This window comes from Cupriavidus sp. 05L411 (genome assembly GCF_056398045.1).
In genome coordinates this window covers 221,152-238,866 of the sequence record NZ_JBFTOQ010000002.1, presented here as the reverse complement: position 1 = coordinate 238,866, position 17,715 = coordinate 221,152, and the positions used below count along the sequence as shown (strand labels likewise).

The window sequence follows — 17,715 nt, the reverse complement described above, 5'->3', positions numbered from 1 at the left end:
CATCAAGGGCAGGCGACTTGCTGCGAGGTGGGCTTGCCGCTGCCCGTGAGCGAGATGCGTTGGCCGGCGCTGGTCGATGACTTCTCGCATAACTGCCAGGAGCCAAGCGAATCCGGCGCGCCCCAGGAGCGCAAACGGATGCTGGTGGCGCCGGTGCTCAAGTTACTGGCCACGATGACCATGGAACTGGCAGGCGGATCGCTTTTGCGGATTACCTCTTCGCCGTTGCTAATGATGTTGTCGCCATTGCTGTCGACAAAGACCACGCGGCGTTGGGCCCAGTCACTGGTGCAGTTGGTGCCGTCGGCGGTGGGGCAGACGGTGATTGTTGTATTGCGACGCGCTGCTTCGCTACGGGCGATCTCCACATCGCTGACCAGATTGGATGATTCCGTCGTCATCCTGCTGCGATGGATGAAGGAGCTGAAGTTCGGAACTGCTGCTGCCGCCAGGATGGCGAGAACCGAAAGCGCCACCATCAGCTCGATGAGAGTGAATCCGGCTTGCCGAGTGGTGCGTAGCGCAGAGGGGAGGAAGGAGCGGTTGGCAGTGTGCCGGAGGGCGTTGGGGCGTGAATCGGCTAGCGCTGCCCATGCACTGCGCAGCGCTTTCCCCGGTGCCCATGATAGCCTGGTGCGCACAAGTGCAACCAAGCCCGCTGCCGCAAGGCAGGAAGGCTGACCCATGTTCGACTCCCGTCCGAAAACTATTTTTTTTCTTGTTGGCGTATTTCGCCTCTCCGGGCGAGTCCACCGTACCTTCTGTTTTTATATAAGAAGGTAGTGCAGATTAAACAACTTTCCTTGGAAGTCTGCTACCCCTTCCGTGGGGTAGACGTCGAAAACTCGTCCAGCATGTCGCGGAATTCCGACACGTCCTCAAAACTCCGATACACCGAAGCAAACCGGATATAAGCAATCTTGTCCAACCGGCGCAGTTCGCGCATGACCAGTTCCCCGACCTGGCTGCTGGGGATTTCCTTCTCGCCGAGGGCGAGCAGTTTCTCTTCGATGCGGGTGATGGAGGCGTCGATGGCTTCAGCCGAGACCGGGCGCTTGCGCAGGGCGAGGCGCATCGAGTCTTTCAGCTTGTCGCGGGTATAGTCCGCGCGAGAGCCGTTTTTCTTGACGATGGCGGGGAAGAACAGCTCGATCCGCTCATAGGTGGTGAAGCGGCGGTCGCAGGATTCACAGCGGCGGCGGCGGCGCACCGTATCGCCTTCTTCCGACATGCGCGTGTCCAGGACCTGGGTGTTGGAGTGAGCGCAAAAAGGGCATTTCATGCCTGACCACCTCGAAGTATGAGCCGGGGCGCGTGCCGCGCAGGCAGCGTTTTGTCATTCTGTGTCGCGCCGGGCTGGGTTGGCAAGGCCCGCCGCAGGCGCGGCAGGGCTGCCGGCCACCCGCGCGTGGCGGGTGGCGCTGGGCTTTAGCCGTAGACCGGGAAACGCTTGGTCAGGGCTGCCACTTGCTCGCGCACGCGCGCGATGTTGGCCAGGTCGTGCGGGTTTTCCAGCACGTCGGCGACGAGGTTGGCCACCAAGCGGGCTTCTTCTTCCTTGAAGCCGCGGGTGGTCATTGCCGGCGAGCCCAGGCGGATGCCCGAGGTGACGAACGGCTTTTCCGGGTCGTTGGGGATGGCGTTCTTGTTGACGGTGATGTGTGCTTCTCCCAGTACCTTTTCGGCTTCCTTGCCGGTGATCTGCATCGCGCGCAGGTCGACCAGCATGACGTGGCTTTCGGTGCGGCCGGAGACGATGCGCAGGCCGCGCTCGATCAGGGTTTCGGCCAGCACGCGGGCGTTCTTGACCACTTGCTGCTGGTAGGTCTTGAACTCGGGCGACAGGGCTTCCTTGAACGCGACTGCCTTGCCGGCGATCACGTGCATCAGGGGGCCGCCCTGGATGCCGGGGAAGATGGCCGAGTTGATGGCCTTCTCATGCTCGGCCTTCATCAGGATCACGCCACCGCGCGGGCCGCGCAGGCTCTTGTGGGTGGTGGTGGTGACGAAGTCGGCGTGCGGCACCGGGTTGGGGTACTCGCCGGCGGCGATCAGGCCGGCGTAGTGGGCCATGTCGACCATGAACAGGGCGCCGATGGACTTGGCCACCTTGGAGATGCGTTCGAAGTCGATGCGCAGGGCGAAGGCCGAGGCGCCGGCGATGATCAGCTTGGGCTTCTTTTCCTGCGCCAGCTTTTCCAGTGCGTCGTAGTCGATGTCTTCGTTGGCGTCCAGGCCGTAGCTGACCACGTTGAACCATTTGCCGCTCATGTTGAGCGCCATGCCGTGGGTCAGGTGGCCGCCTTCGGCCAGGCTCATGCCCATGATGGTGTCACCCGGCTTCAGGGCGGCGAAGAACACGCCCTGGTTGGCCTGCGAGCCGGAATTGGGCTGCACGTTGGCGGCTTCGGCGCCGAACAGTTGCTTGACGCGGTCGATGGCCAGCTGCTCCACGACGTCGACGTACTCGCAGCCACCGTAGTAGCGCTTGCCGGGATAGCCTTCGGCGTACTTGTTGGTCAGTTGCGAGCCTTGCGCGGCCATCACGGCCGGCGAGGTGTAGTTTTCCGAGGCGATCAGCTCGATGTGCTCTTCCTGGCGCTGGTCTTCCTTCTGGATGGCGGCAAAAAGCTCGGGGTCGATCTGGTCGATCGTATAGCGGCTGCGTTCGAACATGGCGAAAACTCGTCTGAAAAAAGGGGAATTCCGAATGGCTTCGGGGTAGGGCGCGCGGGGAAGGCACAGGCGACCGGCGCTGGACGCGTTAGCTATCCGGCGCAGGGCGCACCCTGCTTCCCATTCGCTGCCCAGGCGAGCGGCAGGCGCTTGAAACATCGCGCCAGAGAACTTTGCGCTTCCTCGTGGTAGTGCCCACTGACTTCGCCAGTCGCGCAAGATGGAATGGTTGGCGGCAGTTTAACGCGAGGCGCTGGCTCGCTGCAAGACGGTGCTGCGGAGCCAAAGACCGAAAGTCAATGCCTTGTCCGTCAGGTAATGTAATTGTTGTAATGTCGGGCAAGGGTTTACACCGGGTCGGGCCGGCTGCCGTTACAATCGCGGCCATGAGCAACAATGTGTGGGCCTTGCGGGTGTACTGGGAAGACACCGACGCGGGCGGCGTAGTGTTCTACGCCAATTACCTCAAGTTCTTCGAGCGCGCCCGTACTGAGTGGCTGCGCTCGCTAGGCATCGAGCAGCAAGCGCTGGCCGATGAGACCGGCGTCGTCTTCATCGTCAGAAGCACGGCGGTGGACTACAATGCCCCCGCCCGTCTGGACGACTTGCTTGAGATCCGGACACAGATTGAACGGGTTGGCCCGGCATCGGTCCAATTCGCCCAAGAAGCCTGGCGTGGTGAGCAATTGCTGGCTACTGGCGCCATCCGGGTTGGGTGTGTTGATCGTAGCACATTTCGCCCGACTCCCATTCCCGCCCCCGTCCTTGCAACCATCAAGACCGCTCGATGAATCCCGTGACCGTCACGCAAGACCTGTCGATCATTTCACTGGTGCTGCACGCCAGTGTGCTGGCACAGGCCGTCATGGCCCTGCTGCTGGTGATGTCCCTGTTCTCGTGGACATATATCTTCCGCAAGCATTTCTCCCTGCGCGCCGCGCGGACCCAGACCGAGGGGTTCGAGCGCGATTTCTGGGCCGGCGGCGACCTGCAGGCCCTGTATCAGAGCGCAGCCAACAATCGTCACAACACAGGCGCGCTGGAACGGATCTTTGAATCCGGCATGGGCGAGTACCTGAAGGCGCGCGAGCGCAACAATGACGCCGGCGCACTGCTCGATGCCGCGCGGCGTGCGATGCGCGCGGCCTATCAGCGTGAGATGGATGTGATGGAATCGCATCTTCCGTTCCTGGCATCGGTGGGTTCGGTCAGCCCGTACATTGGCTTGTTCGGCACCGTATGGGGGATCATGAACGCCTTCCGTGGCTTGTCAAATGTGCAGCAGGCAACGCTTGCGGCCGTGGCGCCCGGCATTGCGGAGGCGCTGGTCGCCACCGCTATCGGCCTGTTCGCGGCGATTCCGGCGGTCATTGCCTACAACCGTTACGCCACCGAAGTGGATCGCCTGGCCATCCGCTTCGAGAGCTTCATGGAAGAGTTCCTGAACATCCTGCAACGGCAGACCCGCTAAAGCGCCGAAGCCACCAACGTCTTCGGTCAAGGAGAACCAGCAATGGCAGCGATACAGCGCCGTGGCGGCTCGCGCCGCCGGGCCAGCGCCGACATCAACGTCGTGCCTTACATTGACGTGATGCTGGTGCTGCTCGTCATTTTCATGGTGGCGGCACCGATCGTGAATCCCGCCGTGGTTGACCTGCCCAGCGTGGCCAACGCCACCCAGCAGCAAAAGGCCCCCCCCATCGTCGTGACCGTGCATGAGGACGGCGCACTGACCGCGCGCGGCAAGGATAACGCCGGCAACAGCTTTGAGCGCAAGCTCGACAAGCAGGGCCTGATCGACTTCGTGCATCAGCGCCAGAACGAGAATCCCGATCAGCCGGTGGTGATCGCCGCCGACCGCTCGGTCAAGTACGAGGCCGTGCTGGACGTCATGTCAGTGCTCAAGGCCGACGGCGTGAAGCGCGTCGGCCTGATGGTCAAGCCCAAGTAAGCACCGCCCCACGCGATGAAAACCGCCGCCTATCCTTATCAGCCGGCCCCGGAGCGGGGAACCCTGCGTTCCTTCCTGCTCGCGGTTTTCATGCACCTGCTGCTGGGCATCGTGCTGTATTTCGGCGTGCACTGGCAGAGCAGCACTCCGGTGGGCGCCGAAGCCGAGCTCTGGGATGAGATCCCGGCCACTACCGCACCGCCGCCGCCCCCGCCGCCTCCCGAACCGCTGCCCATCGTACAAGCCCGTCCCGCGCCTCCCGCGCCAGCGGTGAGGTCTCGTGCCGAAGAAGACGCAGAGATCGCCCTCCAGCAGCAAAAGCGCCGCCAGGCCGAGGCCGCCGCCCGCGAGGAGGCGCGCCAGCAGGCCGACCTGCGCGCACGCCAGGAAGCCGATCGGCAGGAAGCGGCCCGCAAAGAAGCCGCCCGCAAGGATGCCCAGCACAAGGACGACCTGCGCCGCGAAGAGCAACGCCGCGAAGATCAGAAGAAGGACGAGCTGAAGAAGGAAGCCCAGCGCAAGGAAGACGCACGCAGGCAGGCCGCGCTGCAGGAGCAGCGCAAGGAGCAGGTAGAGCGCGAGCGTAAGGAAGCTGACGCCAAGGCCCGCGCCGAGGCCAAGAGCCGTGCCGAAGCGGATGCCAAGGCGCGCGCCGAAGCTGACGCCAAGGCAAAGGCAGCCGCCGACGCCAAAGCCAAGGCTAACGCCGAGGCCAAGGCCGCCGCCAACGCGAAGGCCAAGGCCGATGCGGATGCCAAGGCCAAGCGCGACGCCGCCGCCAATGCCCAGCGCCACAGTGAACTGGCGCGGCTGCAGGCCATGGCCGGCGGCGGGGCGGCAGGCGGTGGCGCCGGCGGTGTCGGCAGCAGCGCCGGCAGCGGTGCTGGTTCGGGCGGCAAGGCCTCGCCTGGCTACCCGGATCGCGTGCGTCGCCGCGTCAAGCCGAATATCGTGTTTACCGAAGACGTGCCTGGCAATCCGGCAGCGGTGGTGTCGGTTCAGCTGGCGCCGGACGGCTCCTTGATGTCCGCGCGGCTGTCCAAGTCCAGCGGCAATTCGGGCTGGGACAACGCCGTGCTGCGTGCTGTGGAGCGCTCGGATCCGCTGCCCCGCGACGAAAACGGCAAGGCGCCAGCCAGCTTCACGATCACCTTCAAGCCTAAGGATTAAGAGGTACGGCGATCGTGACGACATGGGAACATTCGAATTGCAACATATTGCAACCTACGTCGATGCACCACAGTCCCAACGCTACGATGACAGGTTGCCTGACGCAGCCGGCAAATGTGCCCGGGGCACGCGATACGGGCATGCGACAAGCCTTCAGCATGCTTGCCCGTTCCACGGCTCCCGTTTGCCGGCCGCGCTCGATGAATATTGATCTCGATTGAGGAGCAGCATGCGAAAGCTTTGGGCCCCCCTTTGGCTGGCCGCGCAGCGGCACGGCACCCGCGCGCACGCCCTGTTTGCCGGGCTTGCCGTGGTGCTGGCTTGTTCGGCCGGCAGCGCACAGGCGCAATTGAACGTTGAAATCACCGGCGTTGGCGCCAGCCAGCTCCCCATCGCCACGGCCAACTTCCAGGGCGAAGCTCAGGCCCCGCAAAATCTCACCGCCATCATCCGCAGCGACCTGCAGCGCAGCGGCCGCTTCCGCAATGTCGACCCGGGCGGCGCCACGGTGGCGGAGTCCGCCAATGCCGACCTTGGCAGCTGGAAGGCACGCGGCGCCGATGCCTTCGTGGCCGGCAGCGTCACACCCACCGGCAACGGCCAGTACGACGTGCGCTTTCGCCTCTACGACACCGTCAAGGGTACCAGCCTGGGTGGCCTGGCCTTCACTGTCAGCGGCAACCAGCTGCGCGTGACCGGCCACAAGATCGCCGACTACATCTACGAGAAGCTGCTGGGCGAGCGCGGCGTGTTTGCCACGCGGCTGTCCTATGTCTCGCGGGTGGGCGGGCGTTTCCAGCTGCTGATCTCGGACTCCGACGGCCAGAACTCTCAGGTGGCGCTGACCAGCAACGAGCCGATCATCTCGCCTTCGTGGTCGCCGGATGGCGGCAAGGTCGCTTACGTGTCCTTTGAAGCCAAGAAGCCCGTGGTCTACGTGCACGACCTGGCGACCGGCAAGCGCACGCTGGTGTCGAACCAAAAGGGCAACAACAGCGCACCTTCGTGGTCGCCTGACGGCCAACGCCTGGCGGTGGCGCTGTCGCGCGACGGTAATACCCAGATCTACCAGGTTGGCGCCGATGGCTCCGGGCTCAAGCGCCTTACTCGCAGCAGCGCCATCGATACCGAGCCGCAATACGCGCCGGATGGCCGCAGCATCTACTTCACCAGCGATCGCGGCGGTGCGCCGCAGATCTACCGCATGCCGGCCGGCGGCGAAGAAGGCGGCGCAGCCCAGCGCGTGACCTTCAAGGGCAGCTACAACGTGAGCCCGCGTATTTCCCCGGATGGCAAGCAGCTGGCCTACATCACCCGCAGCGGCGGCTTCAAGCTGCAGCTGATGGATCTCGGCAACGGCGATGTGACCTCGCTGACCGACACCGCCAACGACGAGGCCCCGAGCTTCGCCGCCAACGGCAAGTACATTCTTTATGCCACCCGGGTGGGAGGTCGCTCGGTGCTGGCGGCAGTGTCCACTGACGGGCGTACCCGGCAGGTTTTGTCGCTCCAGTCCGGCGAGGTTCGCGAGCCGTCCTGGGGACCATTCATGCAATAAACGAGGAGTTCCTAGCCATGACCAATATGATGACCAAAACCCTTGCCGTCGCCGCTCTGCTGGCACTCGGCGCTTGCAGCTCCGGTGTCAAGCTGGACGACACCGCCAATGCCGCTGCCGGCAACAAGGGTACGCCTTCGACCGACGCTCGCGCCGTGGCGCCGGTGGACGTGTCGCGTGATCCGCTGAACGATCCGAACAGCCCGCTGGCCAAGCGCAGCGTGTACTTCGACTTCGACAGCTACAGCGTCAAGTCCGACTATCAGGGCATGCTGTCGGAGCACGCCAAGTACCTGGCCGCCAACAAGGGCCGCCGCATCCTGATTCAGGGCAACACCGACGATCGCGGCACCAGCGAATACAACCTGGCACTGGGCCAGAAGCGCGCCGAAGCCGTGCGCCGCTCGCTGTCCTCGCTGGGCGTGCCGGAAACCCAGATGGAAGCCGTCAGCCTGGGCAAGGAAAAGCCCAAGGCAACCGGTCACGACGAAGCCGCCTGGGCAGAAAACCGCCGCGCGGACATCACGTACTAATCTGCGGACAGCCATCTCATGAAAGCACGCGTCTCCAAGTTGGTATTGCTTACTGCGATGTCCTGCGCCAGCCTGTTGCCGTTGGCACAGGCGCGGGCCGGCGTGTTCGACGATGACGAGGCGCGCAAAGCCATCGTCAACATGCGGGACCAGTTCAACGGTTTCCAGGCGACGGCATCGCAGCGCATCGACCAGAACAGCCGCGCCCAGCTCGACATGCAGAACCAGCTCGAAGGCCTGCGCCAGGAAGTGGCGCGGCTGCGCGGCCAGAACGAGATGCTGCAGAACGAGGTGACGACGCTGCAAAAGCAGCAGAAGGACTACTACGCGGACCTGGATGCGCGCTTGAAGAAATTCGAGCCGCAACAGGTCACCGTGGATGGCCGCGAAGGGCTGTCGCAACCTGGCGAGAAGACCGAATACGATGCCGCGCTCAAGCAGTTCCAGACCGGGGACTTCAAGGGTGCCGGCAACGTGTTCGCGGGCTTCATCAAGAAGTACCCGCAGAGCCCGTACGTGCCGCTGGCGCAATTCTGGCTCGGCAACTCGCTGTACGCGCAGCGCGACTACCGCGGCTCGACCTCGGTGCTGCAGAACATGGTGCAGGCCTATCCGGATCATCCCAAGGTGCCGGATGCGCTGATCGCCATCGCCAACAACCAGATCGAATCGGGCCAGAAGCCCGCGGCCCGCAAGACCCTGGAGCAGGTGGTAGCCAAATACCCCGGCACCGAGGGCGCGCAGGCGGCGAGCAATCGCCTCAAGACGCTGAAGTAAGCGCCTGAGAGGGCGGGGCGCTGCTAAGCGGCCCAGGTAGCAGTCAGTACACTAAAGGCCCGCATCCGCGGGCCTTTAGTCTTTGGCGCGCTAAAATACCCGATTCGCCTCGAATTTTGCGTGGCGCCTCCAGGCGCCGCGCCTTGCCATCATGATAAAACGCGCTATCGTCCTGCTTTCCGGCGGCCTGGACTCCGCCACCGTCCTTGCCATGGCCAATGCGCAGGGCTTCGAGACCTATGCGTTGTCGATGCGCTACGGTCAGCGCCACTCCTCGGAACTGGAGGCCGCAAAGCGCGTGGCCTCCGCCCTGGGCGCGGTGCGCCACGAGATCATCGACCTGGACCTGCGCCGCTTCGGCGGCTCCGCGCTGACCGACGATAGCCTTGAGGTGCCTACGGACGGCGCCGTCGGCGGCATTCCGGTGACCTACGTGCCGGCCCGCAATACCATCATGCTGTCGCTGGCCCTGGGCTGGGCCGAGGCTGTTGGCGGCCGCGACCTGTTCTTCGGTGCCAACGCGGTCGACTACTCTGGCTATCCGGATTGCCGGCCCGAGTATGTGTCCGCCTACGAGGCGCTTGCCAACCTGGCCACCAAGGCCGGCGTCGAAGGCGAGCGCATCCGCGTGCATGCGCCCATCATCGACATGACCAAGGGCGAGATCATCCGCGCCGGCGTCAAGCTCGGGGTGGACTACGGCATGACGGTGTCGTGCTATAAGGCCGACGACGATGGCCGGGCCTGTGGCGTGTGCGACTCTTGCCGCATCCGCCGCGCGGGCTTCGAGGCCGCCGGCGTGCCTGATCCCACCCGCTACCAGGGCGCAGCCTGACGGTTGTCGTTGCCACCAGCGCGCTTGCGCGCACCCACCCGTTCCGCTTCCCCCGCCGGACACCCATGCCCGAAATCGATATCGCCGCGCTCAGCCGTACCATACTGGCGAGCACCTTCATCCTGACCTTCCTGTTTGGGGCGGTGCTCCAGCGCACGCACTTCTGCACCATGGGTGCGGTCTCCGACATCGTCAATATGGGTGACTGGACCCGCATGCGCATGTGGGGGCTGGCCATCGGCGTGGCCATGATCGGCACCGCCGCGCTGGCTGCGGGCGGCTACATCGATCCCACCAAGACCATTTATGCCGCCAGCAAGCTCAGCTGGCTCTCCGCCCTGGTGGGCGGGCTGATGTTCGGTTTCGGCATGGTGCTGGCCTCGGGTTGCGGCAGCAAGACGCTGGTGCGTATCGGCGCCGGGAACCTGAAGTCGCTGGTGGTGTTCGTCTTCCTGGGGCTGTCGGCCTATATGACGCTGCGCGGCTTGTTTGGCGTGATTCGCGTGAACACCGTCGATGCCGTGGCGCTCACGTTGCCCACCACGCAAGACCTGCCCTCCGTGCTGGCGCACGCCAGCGGCCTGGCGCGCGCCAGCCTGCAAGTCGGCATCGCGCTGGTGGTGGGCGGGGCGCTGGTGATCTGGGCGATGGCGGGACGCGGCTTCCGCACCTTCGATAATCTGCTTGGTGGCCTGGCGGTGGGCCTGATCATCGTGGCCATGTGGTACGTGTCCGGGCACCTCGGCTATGTCGCTGAGGATCCCAATACGCTCGAGGAACTGTTCGTTGCCAGCAACAGCGGCCGCATGGAGAGCCTGAGCTTTGTCGCTCCCTATGCTTACACGCTCGACTGGTTGATGATGTTCAGCGACAAGAGCAAGGTGCTGACCATCGGCATCGTCAGCGTGTTCGGCGTGGTGGCCGGCGCCGCTGCGTACGCACTAGTGACCCGCACCTTTCGCTGGGAAGGCTTTGGCAATGCCGAGGACGTCGGCAATCATCTGGTGGGTGGCGTCCTGATGGGCGTGGGTGGCGTGACCGCGCTGGGCTGCACCATCGGCCAGGGGCTGTCAGGCGTATCCACGCTGGCGATTGGCTCGTTTATCGCGCTGGCCGGCATCCTGCTTGGCTCGGTGCTGGGCTTCCGCTACCAGATATGGCGCCTTGAGCGCATGATCTAGCACGAGTAGTTCGTGTTCAAAGGTTGACTTTAGGGCCAAGATATTCCTATAATCGCGGCTTCAGTTTTTCCGGGTCGTTAGCTCAGTCGGTAGAGCAGCGGACTTTTAATCCGTTGGTCGCGTGTTCGAGTCACGCACGACCCACCAGCATCTAGAAGGGTTTGCAGGTTAGCGCCTGCAAACCCTTTTTTCTTTGCCACTTCCATGTAAGCGCCTTGTAACCGGACTCGATCAATTGGGCCCCGGTGGCGCTGGTCGAATCCGCCCCGGGGGGCTTCTGGCTCTTCTGCGTTGCGCGCGCAGCCTTTACACTGCTAGCGCTCGCAATAGGAGGATGTCGCTTTGGGAAACGCCGTCATCACCGCCTTGGCCGCCGGCCTTTTTGCAATCTTGGTTGCCGTCGTAACCTATGTCTTAACAAAGAAGCGGGAGCACGAAGCGGATTGGCGGAAGGCGAGGCTTGAGCACTACCGGGAGTTCGTGGCCGCACTTTCCGGCGTCGTACGGGGGCGTTCTACTCCCGTCGCGCAAGCGCGCTATGCCGATGCCGTGAACGCCTTGACACTCGTTGCGCCACCCGCAGTCTTGAAGGCTTTGTATGCATTTCAGGACGAAATTTCGTATCGGAACACCAAGCGGAGCGACGAGAAGCACGACCAGTTGCTTGCCGCACTACTGCGTGAGATGCGGCTAGACATTCAGCCAAGCGGGTCGGCCTCGGGCGGCGACATCAGATATCGTCTGATCTCCGTCCCGCCTGCAGACGCTTGATAGCATTGGCCTAAGGGGCTACTTGACGCGCTTTTGCGTTGAGCTTGCCATCTCGCCCGCGCCAACGTGGACGAGTTGCGTGGCCCCGACCTCTTCATCCTTCTTTAGGCCTAAGACAGCCTCAACGATGTAGCTAGCGCCGGCGGGTACCACGAAAGGCTCAACCTCCTCAAACTCGACGCCGGGGTCGAGTTGGTAGCCGGCATAACGCTGAATTATATTTTTTGCTTCAAACAGAGGGGGCAGCTTATCTCGGTCGATGTAGCCAGACCCTTCGCCTTCGGGAATGCGCTTAATCGTGATTGACATCGGGTAGCCGACATCAATGGAAACCTTGCCAACGTTATGGGGTAAGGCGTGCACGACAAGGAGGCGCTTGTCGGCGTCGTATGGCAACACCTCCACCGATACTTTCATCACCGGTGTCGGCTCAGAAGTTCCGAGTAGGTTGTAGTTGTAAATCGCCCACCATGCCGCCCCCACGATAGCAACCACCTGCATCCACTTCGACCAAGGGTCGGCCGTTTTTGCGAACCAGCCTGCGATTCGCGTAAGCTGTGACCGCGCCACTACGATAGCTTTTCCACGCCGCGTAGCTTCCATATCTGCTCCCCATTTGTATGCCGCTCGGTACAGAATACTCCCTCCCATAATTTGGCGGCCGGCTCCGATTCCCTTGGTGCTGCTTCCGAGGAAATCGGTACGGCGCCCGAGGAAGTCCCGCCTTACGACCCGAAACTTTGCGCCATAGTCGAAAGCCCTGTTGTCCATGGTGAAAAGGCCTATCGCCGAGCAGGCAAGGCCAAGCCATCCCGAAACCGTCTCAGAAAGTGCAATTGGACCGTTCGGCAAGCCGTTTCGCAAACCGTTCATCTAAGCCATCCCGCATGCCATCCACGAAGGCATGGCGGATGCCATGCGGGAAGCCTTCCCGAAAGCCTTCCCGAAAGGCTTCGGCGTAGGATTGCGCATGGCTTTATCGAAGACTTCCCGCCAAGGTGACGACGTATGCTCGCCCGTCCTAACGTCGATGCTGGCATCCGGGTTACGGCGCCCTTGTCAATAAACGCCGGACTATGGTGCGTGCCGCACGCGCTAGAACGTACGCAGAGCGGAGCAACACATCCACGATGTAGGCGAGCAGCATGACAGCGACGCGCGTGCAGCCTAGCCCCGATTTGAGGGCTGGCAGTACCGATTAAGACGGGGGAGGGGGCGATAAATCGCTGGGGCCGGGCGCCGCTAGACCGTGCGCTAGCTGCAATTTTTGCAGCCGCAAAATTGAGTAGAGGACTATGCACAAAACTGACGAGGCGGGCGCCAAGTGCGGCGCCGCCTAGGGCATCGGTAGGGCTGTGCCGCAAGGGTACAGCCCCCCCAACGTTAGATACGCGAGCCAGTGAAACGTACCGCCTGCTTGTTGGCGTTCTTGCCGCCAGTGCGTTCGATAGCGACGACAGGCTTTGGCGTGCTGGCACCGTGTTTTTGCGTACGGGGACGCGCTTGCGTCGTTACCGCCGCCGGCTGGTCGCCCGGCTCACGAACGCCATTGTCCTGCAGCACGTCGGCCAGCTTAAGGCGCTCGCGGCTCAACGTAACCTCGCCGCTCTCGTCCAGGCGGGGCGTAGGGAGCGAAAACGCCTCCAGCGCCGGCCCAAGCTTGTGCGTCAGAACGGTCAGGCGCTCGCTTACCTCGTTGCGGGCCAGCGGCAGCAACGCCATGCCCGTTACCTCGGCCATCGCCTCCTTCAGCGCAGTCACGAGCGCGGTCACCTCGGCGGTGTTGGACTCGTACTTCGCCGACGTTTCCCCGGTCCACGAATTAACCGGGAACGCGGTAATGCGCGTGAGGTGGCGCAGCTTGTCCGCAGCGCTGTCAAGGTGCCGGAAAAAGTCATCAAGCCGCATGTCGCGGGAAGCAATCAAGTCCTGTTGCAAAGCGCGCGCCTCGCGGTGCTTGGCCGATTCAGCAGCGTCAATTGCGGCCCCCGTGCGCTTTTCCTCGTGGCGCGCGGCAACCAATTGCGCTTCGAGGGATTCGCGGGCACGAATTGCATTTTGGAGCGCAACGCCGGCAGCGCTAACGTCCTTGTCGTGACGCTGGTCAACGGTGTCCAGCCTCGCCTTGAGTGCGATGCGCTTTTCGATGGTGGCCTGCTCGGCGCGCTCAATGATGCGTTCGGCCTCCGGCGAAGCCATGATGTTGCGCAACACCTGCTCATCACGGCTCGTCAGATTGGCCTTGTGGAGAAAATCGAACATGCTCATGTCTAACTCCCAAAAGTGAAAACGGAAGGAACAGCAGCCGGGTCCGGTGCCGTCACTGGGCCATTTGCCAGCCGACCACGTTGTAAAGGCGAAGGCCGGTGCGCGCGTCGTACCACACTGTGCCGAGAGGGCCATCGCCGCCACTCAGGCCCGTATGACCATACGCATAGCGGGCCAGCCGATAGACCGGGTCATCGTCACGGTGAGCGGCATTCGTGGGGTCAACCTTAACCAGAACGTTATTTGCGGCCCCGTAGGCATCCAGAAGTGGCGCGAGGCCGGTTACGGCATCGGCGGGGACGTTCCATACGGGCGGTTGAATGGTTGCAGTCATTTCTTTACCTCTCTTCGATAGTGCGCCTATGGCGCGGGTTTGGTCGTTACTGCGCGGTCATCTACAAAGCATCAGCTATAGCCAGCCCTCCTGTATTTGTTGAATGCCCTCGCGGGGGTACAGCAGGTGCGTTTGGGTGCGCCCCTAAAGGGTCGCGCACCTAAACGCACCCTCTTGCCTAGGTGCGCGAAGGTGCGTGCACCCTAAATGCACCCTCGCGCACCACCCTCATCATTTGGCGGCCTCCGCAATGCAGACCATGCCGGCGGCTTCATGCACTGCGCCAGCGTCCACAAGCGACTGGATGGCGCGATAGACGGACGCTTTGTAATACCGGCCTTCGAAATGCGCCCGCACATCGCTCTTTTTGATGCCGACCTTGTGCGACGCCAAGAACTCGACCACTGCGCCTTCGATTGCGCCCATGCGCTTGCCTTTCAGCTTCGCCGGCGCATCGGCCGGCAGCACAATGCGGCATGTGGCGGGGTCACCCCACTTGGTAATCCCAAGTTGCACCGTTTCGAGCCTGAAGCCGATGCGCTCGCTTTTGGTGGGCAAGTCGCGCTGCTTCGTAATTTCGGCGCAGTGACCGGCGGCCAAGTCCGTCACTTCAATTTCGGTGTCCACGGCTGCGCGGACGCCGCTCCAACCACGGGCACCAGCGGCGGCGTCTTTCCCGCTGTGGTGAATCAGCAAGAAATGCGCGTTGCACTCGGCGCGGATGCGGTCGAAATGGCGGACCACAAGCCCCATATCCTGCCCGGCGTTCTCATTCGCGCCGGCACTCAGCCGGGCCAAGGTGTCGCCCACAATCAGGCGCGCACGCTTCCCGCATTTCGCTTCCAACTGCTGCACGAGTTCGATAACGGCGTCCGTGTCCGCTTCTCCGTCGAAGAGGTCGATAGGACTTTGCACAATGGCGAAGTTGGGCACGCGCACCTTGTGGTACATCTGGTACGCCTGCAAGCGGCTACGCACCGAAGCGGGCGATTCTGCGGCAAGGTAAATCACAAGCCCCGGTTCGGTCTGGCGACCCAGCCACGGCGCGCCGCGAGCTACGGAAGCGGCCATATCAATCGCGAAAAACGTTTTGCCGCTGTTGGAGCCGCCGTAAAGCATGCTGCCACCGCCTGCGGTCAAAACCCCTTGCACCAGTTCGTCGGGCGGCGTAAAGGTCTCGGGCAGTTCATCGGCAAATGCCACGCTCAGAAGCGATTCCGCTTTGGCTGCCTTAGCGTCGCGGTCCGTACCGTCTTGTACCGGCTTAACGATGCGCTCGGCCTGCGAAAGCACGTTCTTCATGCGTTCTGCTTCCGCGTTCATGCCGGCACCTCCGCGAGCACGTCATTCAGGTCGTTCTCGGCCTGCCGGGTAACAAACACCTCGGCGCCCGCGCCCGCCCACTGAGCGGCGCAGGCCTTGCCAGCCGCGATGCCTGCCGGGTCGTTGTCCGCGCCGATAACGAGGCATTCAATACCGGCCAGGTACGGCAGTGCGGCGAGGTTGCCGGCATCGATACAGGCCCACACGGGCGCATATGCCCACGCCAGACTGAGCGCCGTTTCCACGCCTTCCGCGACGCCTACGCCCGCCGTCACGGCTTCGTCAGGCCAGAGGCGAATGACGCCGCCTTGTTTGCGATGGCCGCGCAACAATAGGCGCGGCGGGTCGATGTTAGCTTTGCGGCCATCGGCTTGAACCCACGTGCGATGCAAGCTCAACGGCTGACCCGTTGCAGCGTCAGTAATCAGACCGACAAGCGCAGGTCCAACATGGCCGGTCGGATGCTTCAAGGCGGGATGAAAACGCAAATCACCATCAGCCGGCGGGATGCGGCAATGCCTCGCTTCGAGATACGCGATGGCATCGCCTGAAAGCGCCCTGCAATCGCGCCAAAGGTCGCGGCCATAGGCGGACAGCGTTTCATGTTTTTGCGCGGTTATGGGCTTGATAACGGGCTTGGTAGCGAGCAATTGGCCGACACCGACGCGCTCGGGACGATTGCTCTCAACGAACGAGCAGCGGAAACAATGCGCAACGCCTTTACCATCGGCTTCAATGCTGAGGCCCAAGGTCTTGTCGCGCTCGCCGCGCCCGCAGGCGGGGCACTGTAGGCGATGATTGCCAACTTCGTAATCGACCCATGCAATCATGCCGCCTCCTTATCGCGCTTGCGCAGCCAAGCGCGGACAGCACGGCTACCGGCTTGCGTCAGGTGGTACACGCTTTGGTGGACCGGCAGGCCGTCGGCGTTCAGGGCGGGAACCATCGTGCACGGCAGGCCCTCCTCACCAAGGCCAAGGTCGCGCAGCTTCGCAATCGATGCAGGTTCCGCGCAGCAAGGCGAGGCAAACTCCTCGTGTTCGGCGGAGAGCGGGCGAATCAGGATTGCGTAAATTACGCGCAGGCATTGCGGGTCATCGGTGCCCGCAAACTTCAGACGCGCGTTAGAATTGGGGACAGTTTCGGCAGTATCGAAAAGGTCCGATGTAGCTTGGCGGCGGTCGGACTTTTTCATTACACGCCCCGCTGCATGAAGCGCTCACGGGAATCCGCCGGCCACAGCAGGCGGCCATTCGGCACCTTTACGGGACGGATGCCCCAATAGCTGCCGGTTTGGCAGTACCGTTTCCGAATGGATTGCGGGCGGACTTTGATTTCCGCCGCGAATTCTTCCGTAGTAAGTGGGCGGGCGTCGATGCCCACCACGATTTGCGCCGCTTCCATATGCTGACCTCCAAGGCACGAAACTAGGTTTCGCGTCGCATGAAGTCGGAGCGGAAATACTTACTGCCTTGTTGCCCCGGCGATCAATGCGAATCGCTTGGGGCCAGTCTCAGAACTGCAACTTTGTGCAATCAAACCGCAACCGCGCACCGTTGCCGCATAAGGCTTTGCGGGAGGTTGCGGCAACCAGTGGTGCAACCGGTGTCGGTCAGTTTTTTTTGCCGAAGGCCCAATTAGTAGGCTGTGCGTTCTCTTTTACCTGCTTGCATAGCTTGCTGACGTATTGACGGGTCACGTTGAATTCGTTTGCGAGCGCGGTATGCTTCTCGCCACTATTCGCCCGCTTCACAATCTGCTCGCGCTGCTCGGCGGTTAGCGCAGCGGCCTTGTTCGCGGGCCGTTGTGGCGCAGCAATGGGACGCTTTGCGATGGGGTCGCGTAGTTTCAACTCGCCCTGCTCAATCGCCTCCCGTAGCCGTTCGCGCCATGCCCGATGTGTTTCTGCGCCGATGAGCCAATTCGGGGCCGCATCGGCCAGTTCGTGTGTCGAGAACGGAGGGGCGGCCGCCACAATGGCGCGCGCTGCCTCGTCCGGGTAATCATTCTGCGCGGCCAGTTCGATGCCGCACAGCAACATTTCGACTTGGATAAAGCCTGAGTCCGGCAACGGCGGGGCCGTCTCGACTTCCTCGCCGGTCTTGGTCAACCACGCCTTGAATTCTGCGATTGAAAGCAGGCTGTCCCCGAATTCGCGGCCCAAGACCGCTACTTGAAATTGCGTTGCCATTGAGCGCCCTTCGCGCGCTTCCTTCATTGGGGCGCCCCTGCCGGGGCCGGTGAAGGGACCGGCTTTTCGATATGCCTATCGATTGCGCAATCGATAGGCATATCTAGGTAGGGGCAAACTGTTAGCGGCCTCGCGCGTGCAGAGCGC

The 17,715-nt window shown here is 62.8% G+C and carries 21 protein-coding genes, 1 tRNA gene and 1 riboswitch; of the genes, 11 read left to right on the top strand and 11 right to left on the bottom strand.

Annotation, left to right across the window (positions count from 1 at the left end):
- Positions 1-2 precede the first annotated feature (2 nt).
- The 3 genes from AC1DQR_RS03360 to glyA all read right to left on the bottom strand — a co-directional run bounded on the left by AC1DQR_RS03360 (position 3) and on the right by glyA (position 2,676).
- Positions 3-686 carry a GspH/FimT family pseudopilin gene (locus AC1DQR_RS03360; RefSeq protein ID WP_416049365.1) on the bottom strand — a complete coding sequence of 228 codons (684 nt, stop codon included), beginning with the start codon at positions 684-686 and terminating at the stop codon, positions 3-5.
- Between the two features lie 128 nt (positions 687-814).
- The gene (nrdR, locus tag AC1DQR_RS03355) at positions 815-1,282 is read right to left on the bottom strand and encodes a transcriptional regulator NrdR (RefSeq protein WP_043348539.1); all 468 of its coding nucleotides are present in this window, start codon (positions 1,280-1,282) and stop codon (positions 815-817) included.
- A 146-nt stretch (positions 1,283-1,428) separates the two neighbouring features.
- Complete coding sequence (gene glyA, locus AC1DQR_RS03350; RefSeq protein ID WP_150984111.1) at positions 1,429-2,676, bottom strand: serine hydroxymethyltransferase; 1,248 nt, start codon at positions 2,674-2,676, stop codon at positions 1,429-1,431.
- A gap of 122 nt (positions 2,677-2,798) precedes the next feature.
- Positions 2,799-2,901: riboswitch (ZMP/ZTP riboswitch) on the bottom strand.
- 161 nt (positions 2,902-3,062) lie between these two features.
- Here glyA and ybgC point away from each other — a divergent pair.
- From ybgC to AC1DQR_RS03295, 11 genes are all read left to right on the top strand, one after another.
- Positions 3,063-3,467, top strand: a complete 405-nt coding sequence (gene ybgC / locus AC1DQR_RS03345; protein ID WP_253928679.1) for a tol-pal system-associated acyl-CoA thioesterase — start codon at positions 3,063-3,065, stop codon at positions 3,465-3,467.
- Positions 3,464-4,147, top strand: coding sequence for a protein TolQ (gene tolQ / locus AC1DQR_RS03340; protein ID WP_043348531.1), 684 nt, complete (start codon positions 3,464-3,466; stop codon positions 4,145-4,147). Before ybgC ends, tolQ begins: the two co-directional genes overlap by 4 nt.
- A gap of 42 nt (positions 4,148-4,189) precedes the next feature.
- Complete coding sequence (gene tolR / locus AC1DQR_RS03335; protein WP_043348529.1) at positions 4,190-4,627, top strand: protein TolR; 438 nt, start codon at positions 4,190-4,192, stop codon at positions 4,625-4,627.
- Between the two features lie 15 nt (positions 4,628-4,642).
- Positions 4,643-5,797 carry a cell envelope integrity protein TolA gene (gene tolA, locus AC1DQR_RS03330; protein WP_477132515.1) on the top strand — a complete coding sequence of 385 codons (1,155 nt, stop codon included), beginning with the start codon at positions 4,643-4,645 and terminating at the stop codon, positions 5,795-5,797.
- Between the two features lie 229 nt (positions 5,798-6,026).
- Positions 6,027-7,355 carry a Tol-Pal system beta propeller repeat protein TolB gene (tolB, locus tag AC1DQR_RS03325; RefSeq protein ID WP_416049363.1) on the top strand — a complete coding sequence of 443 codons (1,329 nt, stop codon included), beginning with the start codon at positions 6,027-6,029 and terminating at the stop codon, positions 7,353-7,355.
- Positions 7,356-7,372: 17 nt separating this feature from the next.
- Entirely contained in the window at positions 7,373-7,888 is a 516-nt protein-coding gene (gene pal / locus AC1DQR_RS03320; RefSeq protein ID WP_477132514.1) for a peptidoglycan-associated lipoprotein Pal, read from the top strand.
- An 18-nt stretch (positions 7,889-7,906) separates the two neighbouring features.
- A complete protein-coding gene (gene ybgF, locus AC1DQR_RS03315) occupies positions 7,907-8,665 on the top strand; it encodes a tol-pal system protein YbgF (RefSeq protein ID WP_183036209.1) in 759 nt (252 codons plus the stop codon).
- A 151-nt stretch (positions 8,666-8,816) separates the two neighbouring features.
- Complete coding sequence (gene queC, locus AC1DQR_RS03310) at positions 8,817-9,500, top strand: 7-cyano-7-deazaguanine synthase QueC (protein ID WP_416049362.1); 684 nt, start codon at positions 8,817-8,819, stop codon at positions 9,498-9,500.
- A 65-nt stretch (positions 9,501-9,565) separates the two neighbouring features.
- Entirely contained in the window at positions 9,566-10,681 is a 1,116-nt protein-coding gene (locus AC1DQR_RS03305) for a YeeE/YedE family protein (protein ID WP_416049361.1), read from the top strand.
- Positions 10,682-10,752: 71 nt separating this feature from the next.
- A tRNA-Lys gene (locus AC1DQR_RS03300) sits at positions 10,753-10,828 on the top strand.
- Between the two features lie 195 nt (positions 10,829-11,023).
- Entirely contained in the window at positions 11,024-11,452 is a 429-nt protein-coding gene (locus AC1DQR_RS03295) for a hypothetical protein (protein WP_477132513.1), read from the top strand.
- Between the two features lie 18 nt (positions 11,453-11,470).
- Here the strand turns inward: AC1DQR_RS03295 and AC1DQR_RS03290 are convergent, their stop codons facing one another.
- The 8 genes from AC1DQR_RS03290 to AC1DQR_RS03255 all read right to left on the bottom strand — a co-directional run bounded on the left by AC1DQR_RS03290 (position 11,471) and on the right by AC1DQR_RS03255 (position 17,595).
- Positions 11,471-12,325, bottom strand: a complete 855-nt coding sequence (locus AC1DQR_RS03290) for a hypothetical protein (RefSeq protein WP_477132512.1) — start codon at positions 12,323-12,325, stop codon at positions 11,471-11,473.
- Between the two features lie 510 nt (positions 12,326-12,835).
- Positions 12,836-13,720, bottom strand: coding sequence for a hypothetical protein (locus tag AC1DQR_RS03285; RefSeq protein ID WP_477132511.1), 885 nt, complete (start codon positions 13,718-13,720; stop codon positions 12,836-12,838).
- A 52-nt stretch (positions 13,721-13,772) separates the two neighbouring features.
- Positions 13,773-14,054 (bottom strand): hypothetical protein, encoded by a 282-nt coding sequence (locus AC1DQR_RS03280; RefSeq protein ID WP_477132510.1) that lies wholly within the window; start codon positions 14,052-14,054, stop codon positions 13,773-13,775.
- Positions 14,055-14,285: 231 nt separating this feature from the next.
- Positions 14,286-15,377, bottom strand: a complete 1,092-nt coding sequence (locus tag AC1DQR_RS03275; protein WP_477132509.1) for a helicase RepA family protein — start codon at positions 15,375-15,377, stop codon at positions 14,286-14,288.
- Entirely contained in the window at positions 15,374-16,207 is an 834-nt protein-coding gene (locus AC1DQR_RS03270; RefSeq protein WP_477132508.1) for a DUF7146 domain-containing protein, read from the bottom strand. Before AC1DQR_RS03270 ends, AC1DQR_RS03275 begins: the two co-directional genes overlap by 4 nt.
- The gene (locus AC1DQR_RS03265) at positions 16,204-16,572 is read right to left on the bottom strand and encodes a hypothetical protein (RefSeq protein ID WP_477132507.1); all 369 of its coding nucleotides are present in this window, start codon (positions 16,570-16,572) and stop codon (positions 16,204-16,206) included. The genes AC1DQR_RS03270 and AC1DQR_RS03265 overlap by 4 nt, the downstream gene beginning before the upstream one ends.
- On the bottom strand, positions 16,572-16,781 hold the full coding sequence (locus tag AC1DQR_RS03260) for a DNA-binding protein (protein WP_477132506.1): 210 nt from the start codon (positions 16,779-16,781) through the stop codon (positions 16,572-16,574). The genes AC1DQR_RS03265 and AC1DQR_RS03260 overlap by 1 nt, the downstream gene beginning before the upstream one ends.
- Positions 16,782-16,989: 208 nt before the next feature.
- Entirely contained in the window at positions 16,990-17,595 is a 606-nt protein-coding gene (locus AC1DQR_RS03255; RefSeq protein ID WP_477132505.1) for a hypothetical protein, read from the bottom strand.
- Positions 17,596-17,715 lie beyond the last annotated feature (120 nt).

Excerpts from the sequence above, each read along its gene's own strand:
- AC1DQR_RS03360 (WP_416049365.1), bottom strand. The coding sequence starts at position 686 with ATGGGTCAGCCTTCCTGCCTTGCGGCAGCGGGCTTGGTTGCACTTGTG.
- nrdR (WP_043348539.1), bottom strand. The coding sequence starts at position 1,282 with ATGAAATGCCCTTTTTGCGCTCACTCCAACACCCAGGTCCTGGACACG.
- glyA (WP_150984111.1), bottom strand. The coding sequence starts at position 2,676 with ATGTTCGAACGCAGCCGCTATACGATCGACCAGATCGACCCCGAGCTT.
- ybgC (WP_253928679.1), top strand. The coding sequence starts at position 3,063 with ATGAGCAACAATGTGTGGGCCTTGCGGGTGTACTGGGAAGACACCGAC.
- tolQ (WP_043348531.1), top strand. The coding sequence starts at position 3,464 with ATGAATCCCGTGACCGTCACGCAAGACCTGTCGATCATTTCACTGGTG.
- tolR (WP_043348529.1), top strand. The coding sequence starts at position 4,190 with ATGGCAGCGATACAGCGCCGTGGCGGCTCGCGCCGCCGGGCCAGCGCC.
- tolA (WP_477132515.1), top strand. The coding sequence starts at position 4,643 with ATGAAAACCGCCGCCTATCCTTATCAGCCGGCCCCGGAGCGGGGAACC.
- tolB (WP_416049363.1), top strand. The coding sequence starts at position 6,027 with ATGCGAAAGCTTTGGGCCCCCCTTTGGCTGGCCGCGCAGCGGCACGGC.
- pal (WP_477132514.1), top strand. The coding sequence starts at position 7,373 with ATGACCAATATGATGACCAAAACCCTTGCCGTCGCCGCTCTGCTGGCA.
- ybgF (WP_183036209.1), top strand. The coding sequence starts at position 7,907 with ATGAAAGCACGCGTCTCCAAGTTGGTATTGCTTACTGCGATGTCCTGC.
- queC (WP_416049362.1), top strand. The coding sequence starts at position 8,817 with ATGATAAAACGCGCTATCGTCCTGCTTTCCGGCGGCCTGGACTCCGCC.
- AC1DQR_RS03305 (WP_416049361.1), top strand. The coding sequence starts at position 9,566 with ATGCCCGAAATCGATATCGCCGCGCTCAGCCGTACCATACTGGCGAGC.
- AC1DQR_RS03290 (WP_477132512.1), bottom strand. The coding sequence starts at position 12,325 with ATGAACGGTTTGCGAAACGGCTTGCCGAACGGTCCAATTGCACTTTCT.
- AC1DQR_RS03285 (WP_477132511.1), bottom strand. The coding sequence starts at position 13,720 with ATGAGCATGTTCGATTTTCTCCACAAGGCCAATCTGACGAGCCGTGAT.
- AC1DQR_RS03280 (WP_477132510.1), bottom strand. The coding sequence starts at position 14,054 with ATGACTGCAACCATTCAACCGCCCGTATGGAACGTCCCCGCCGATGCC.
- AC1DQR_RS03275 (WP_477132509.1), bottom strand. The coding sequence starts at position 15,377 with ATGAACGCGGAAGCAGAACGCATGAAGAACGTGCTTTCGCAGGCCGAG.
- AC1DQR_RS03270 (WP_477132508.1), bottom strand. The coding sequence starts at position 16,207 with ATGATTGCATGGGTCGATTACGAAGTTGGCAATCATCGCCTACAGTGC.
- AC1DQR_RS03265 (WP_477132507.1), bottom strand. The coding sequence starts at position 16,572 with ATGAAAAAGTCCGACCGCCGCCAAGCTACATCGGACCTTTTCGATACT.
- AC1DQR_RS03260 (WP_477132506.1), bottom strand. The coding sequence starts at position 16,781 with ATGGAAGCGGCGCAAATCGTGGTGGGCATCGACGCCCGCCCACTTACT.
- AC1DQR_RS03255 (WP_477132505.1), bottom strand. The coding sequence starts at position 17,595 with ATGAAGGAAGCGCGCGAAGGGCGCTCAATGGCAACGCAATTTCAAGTA.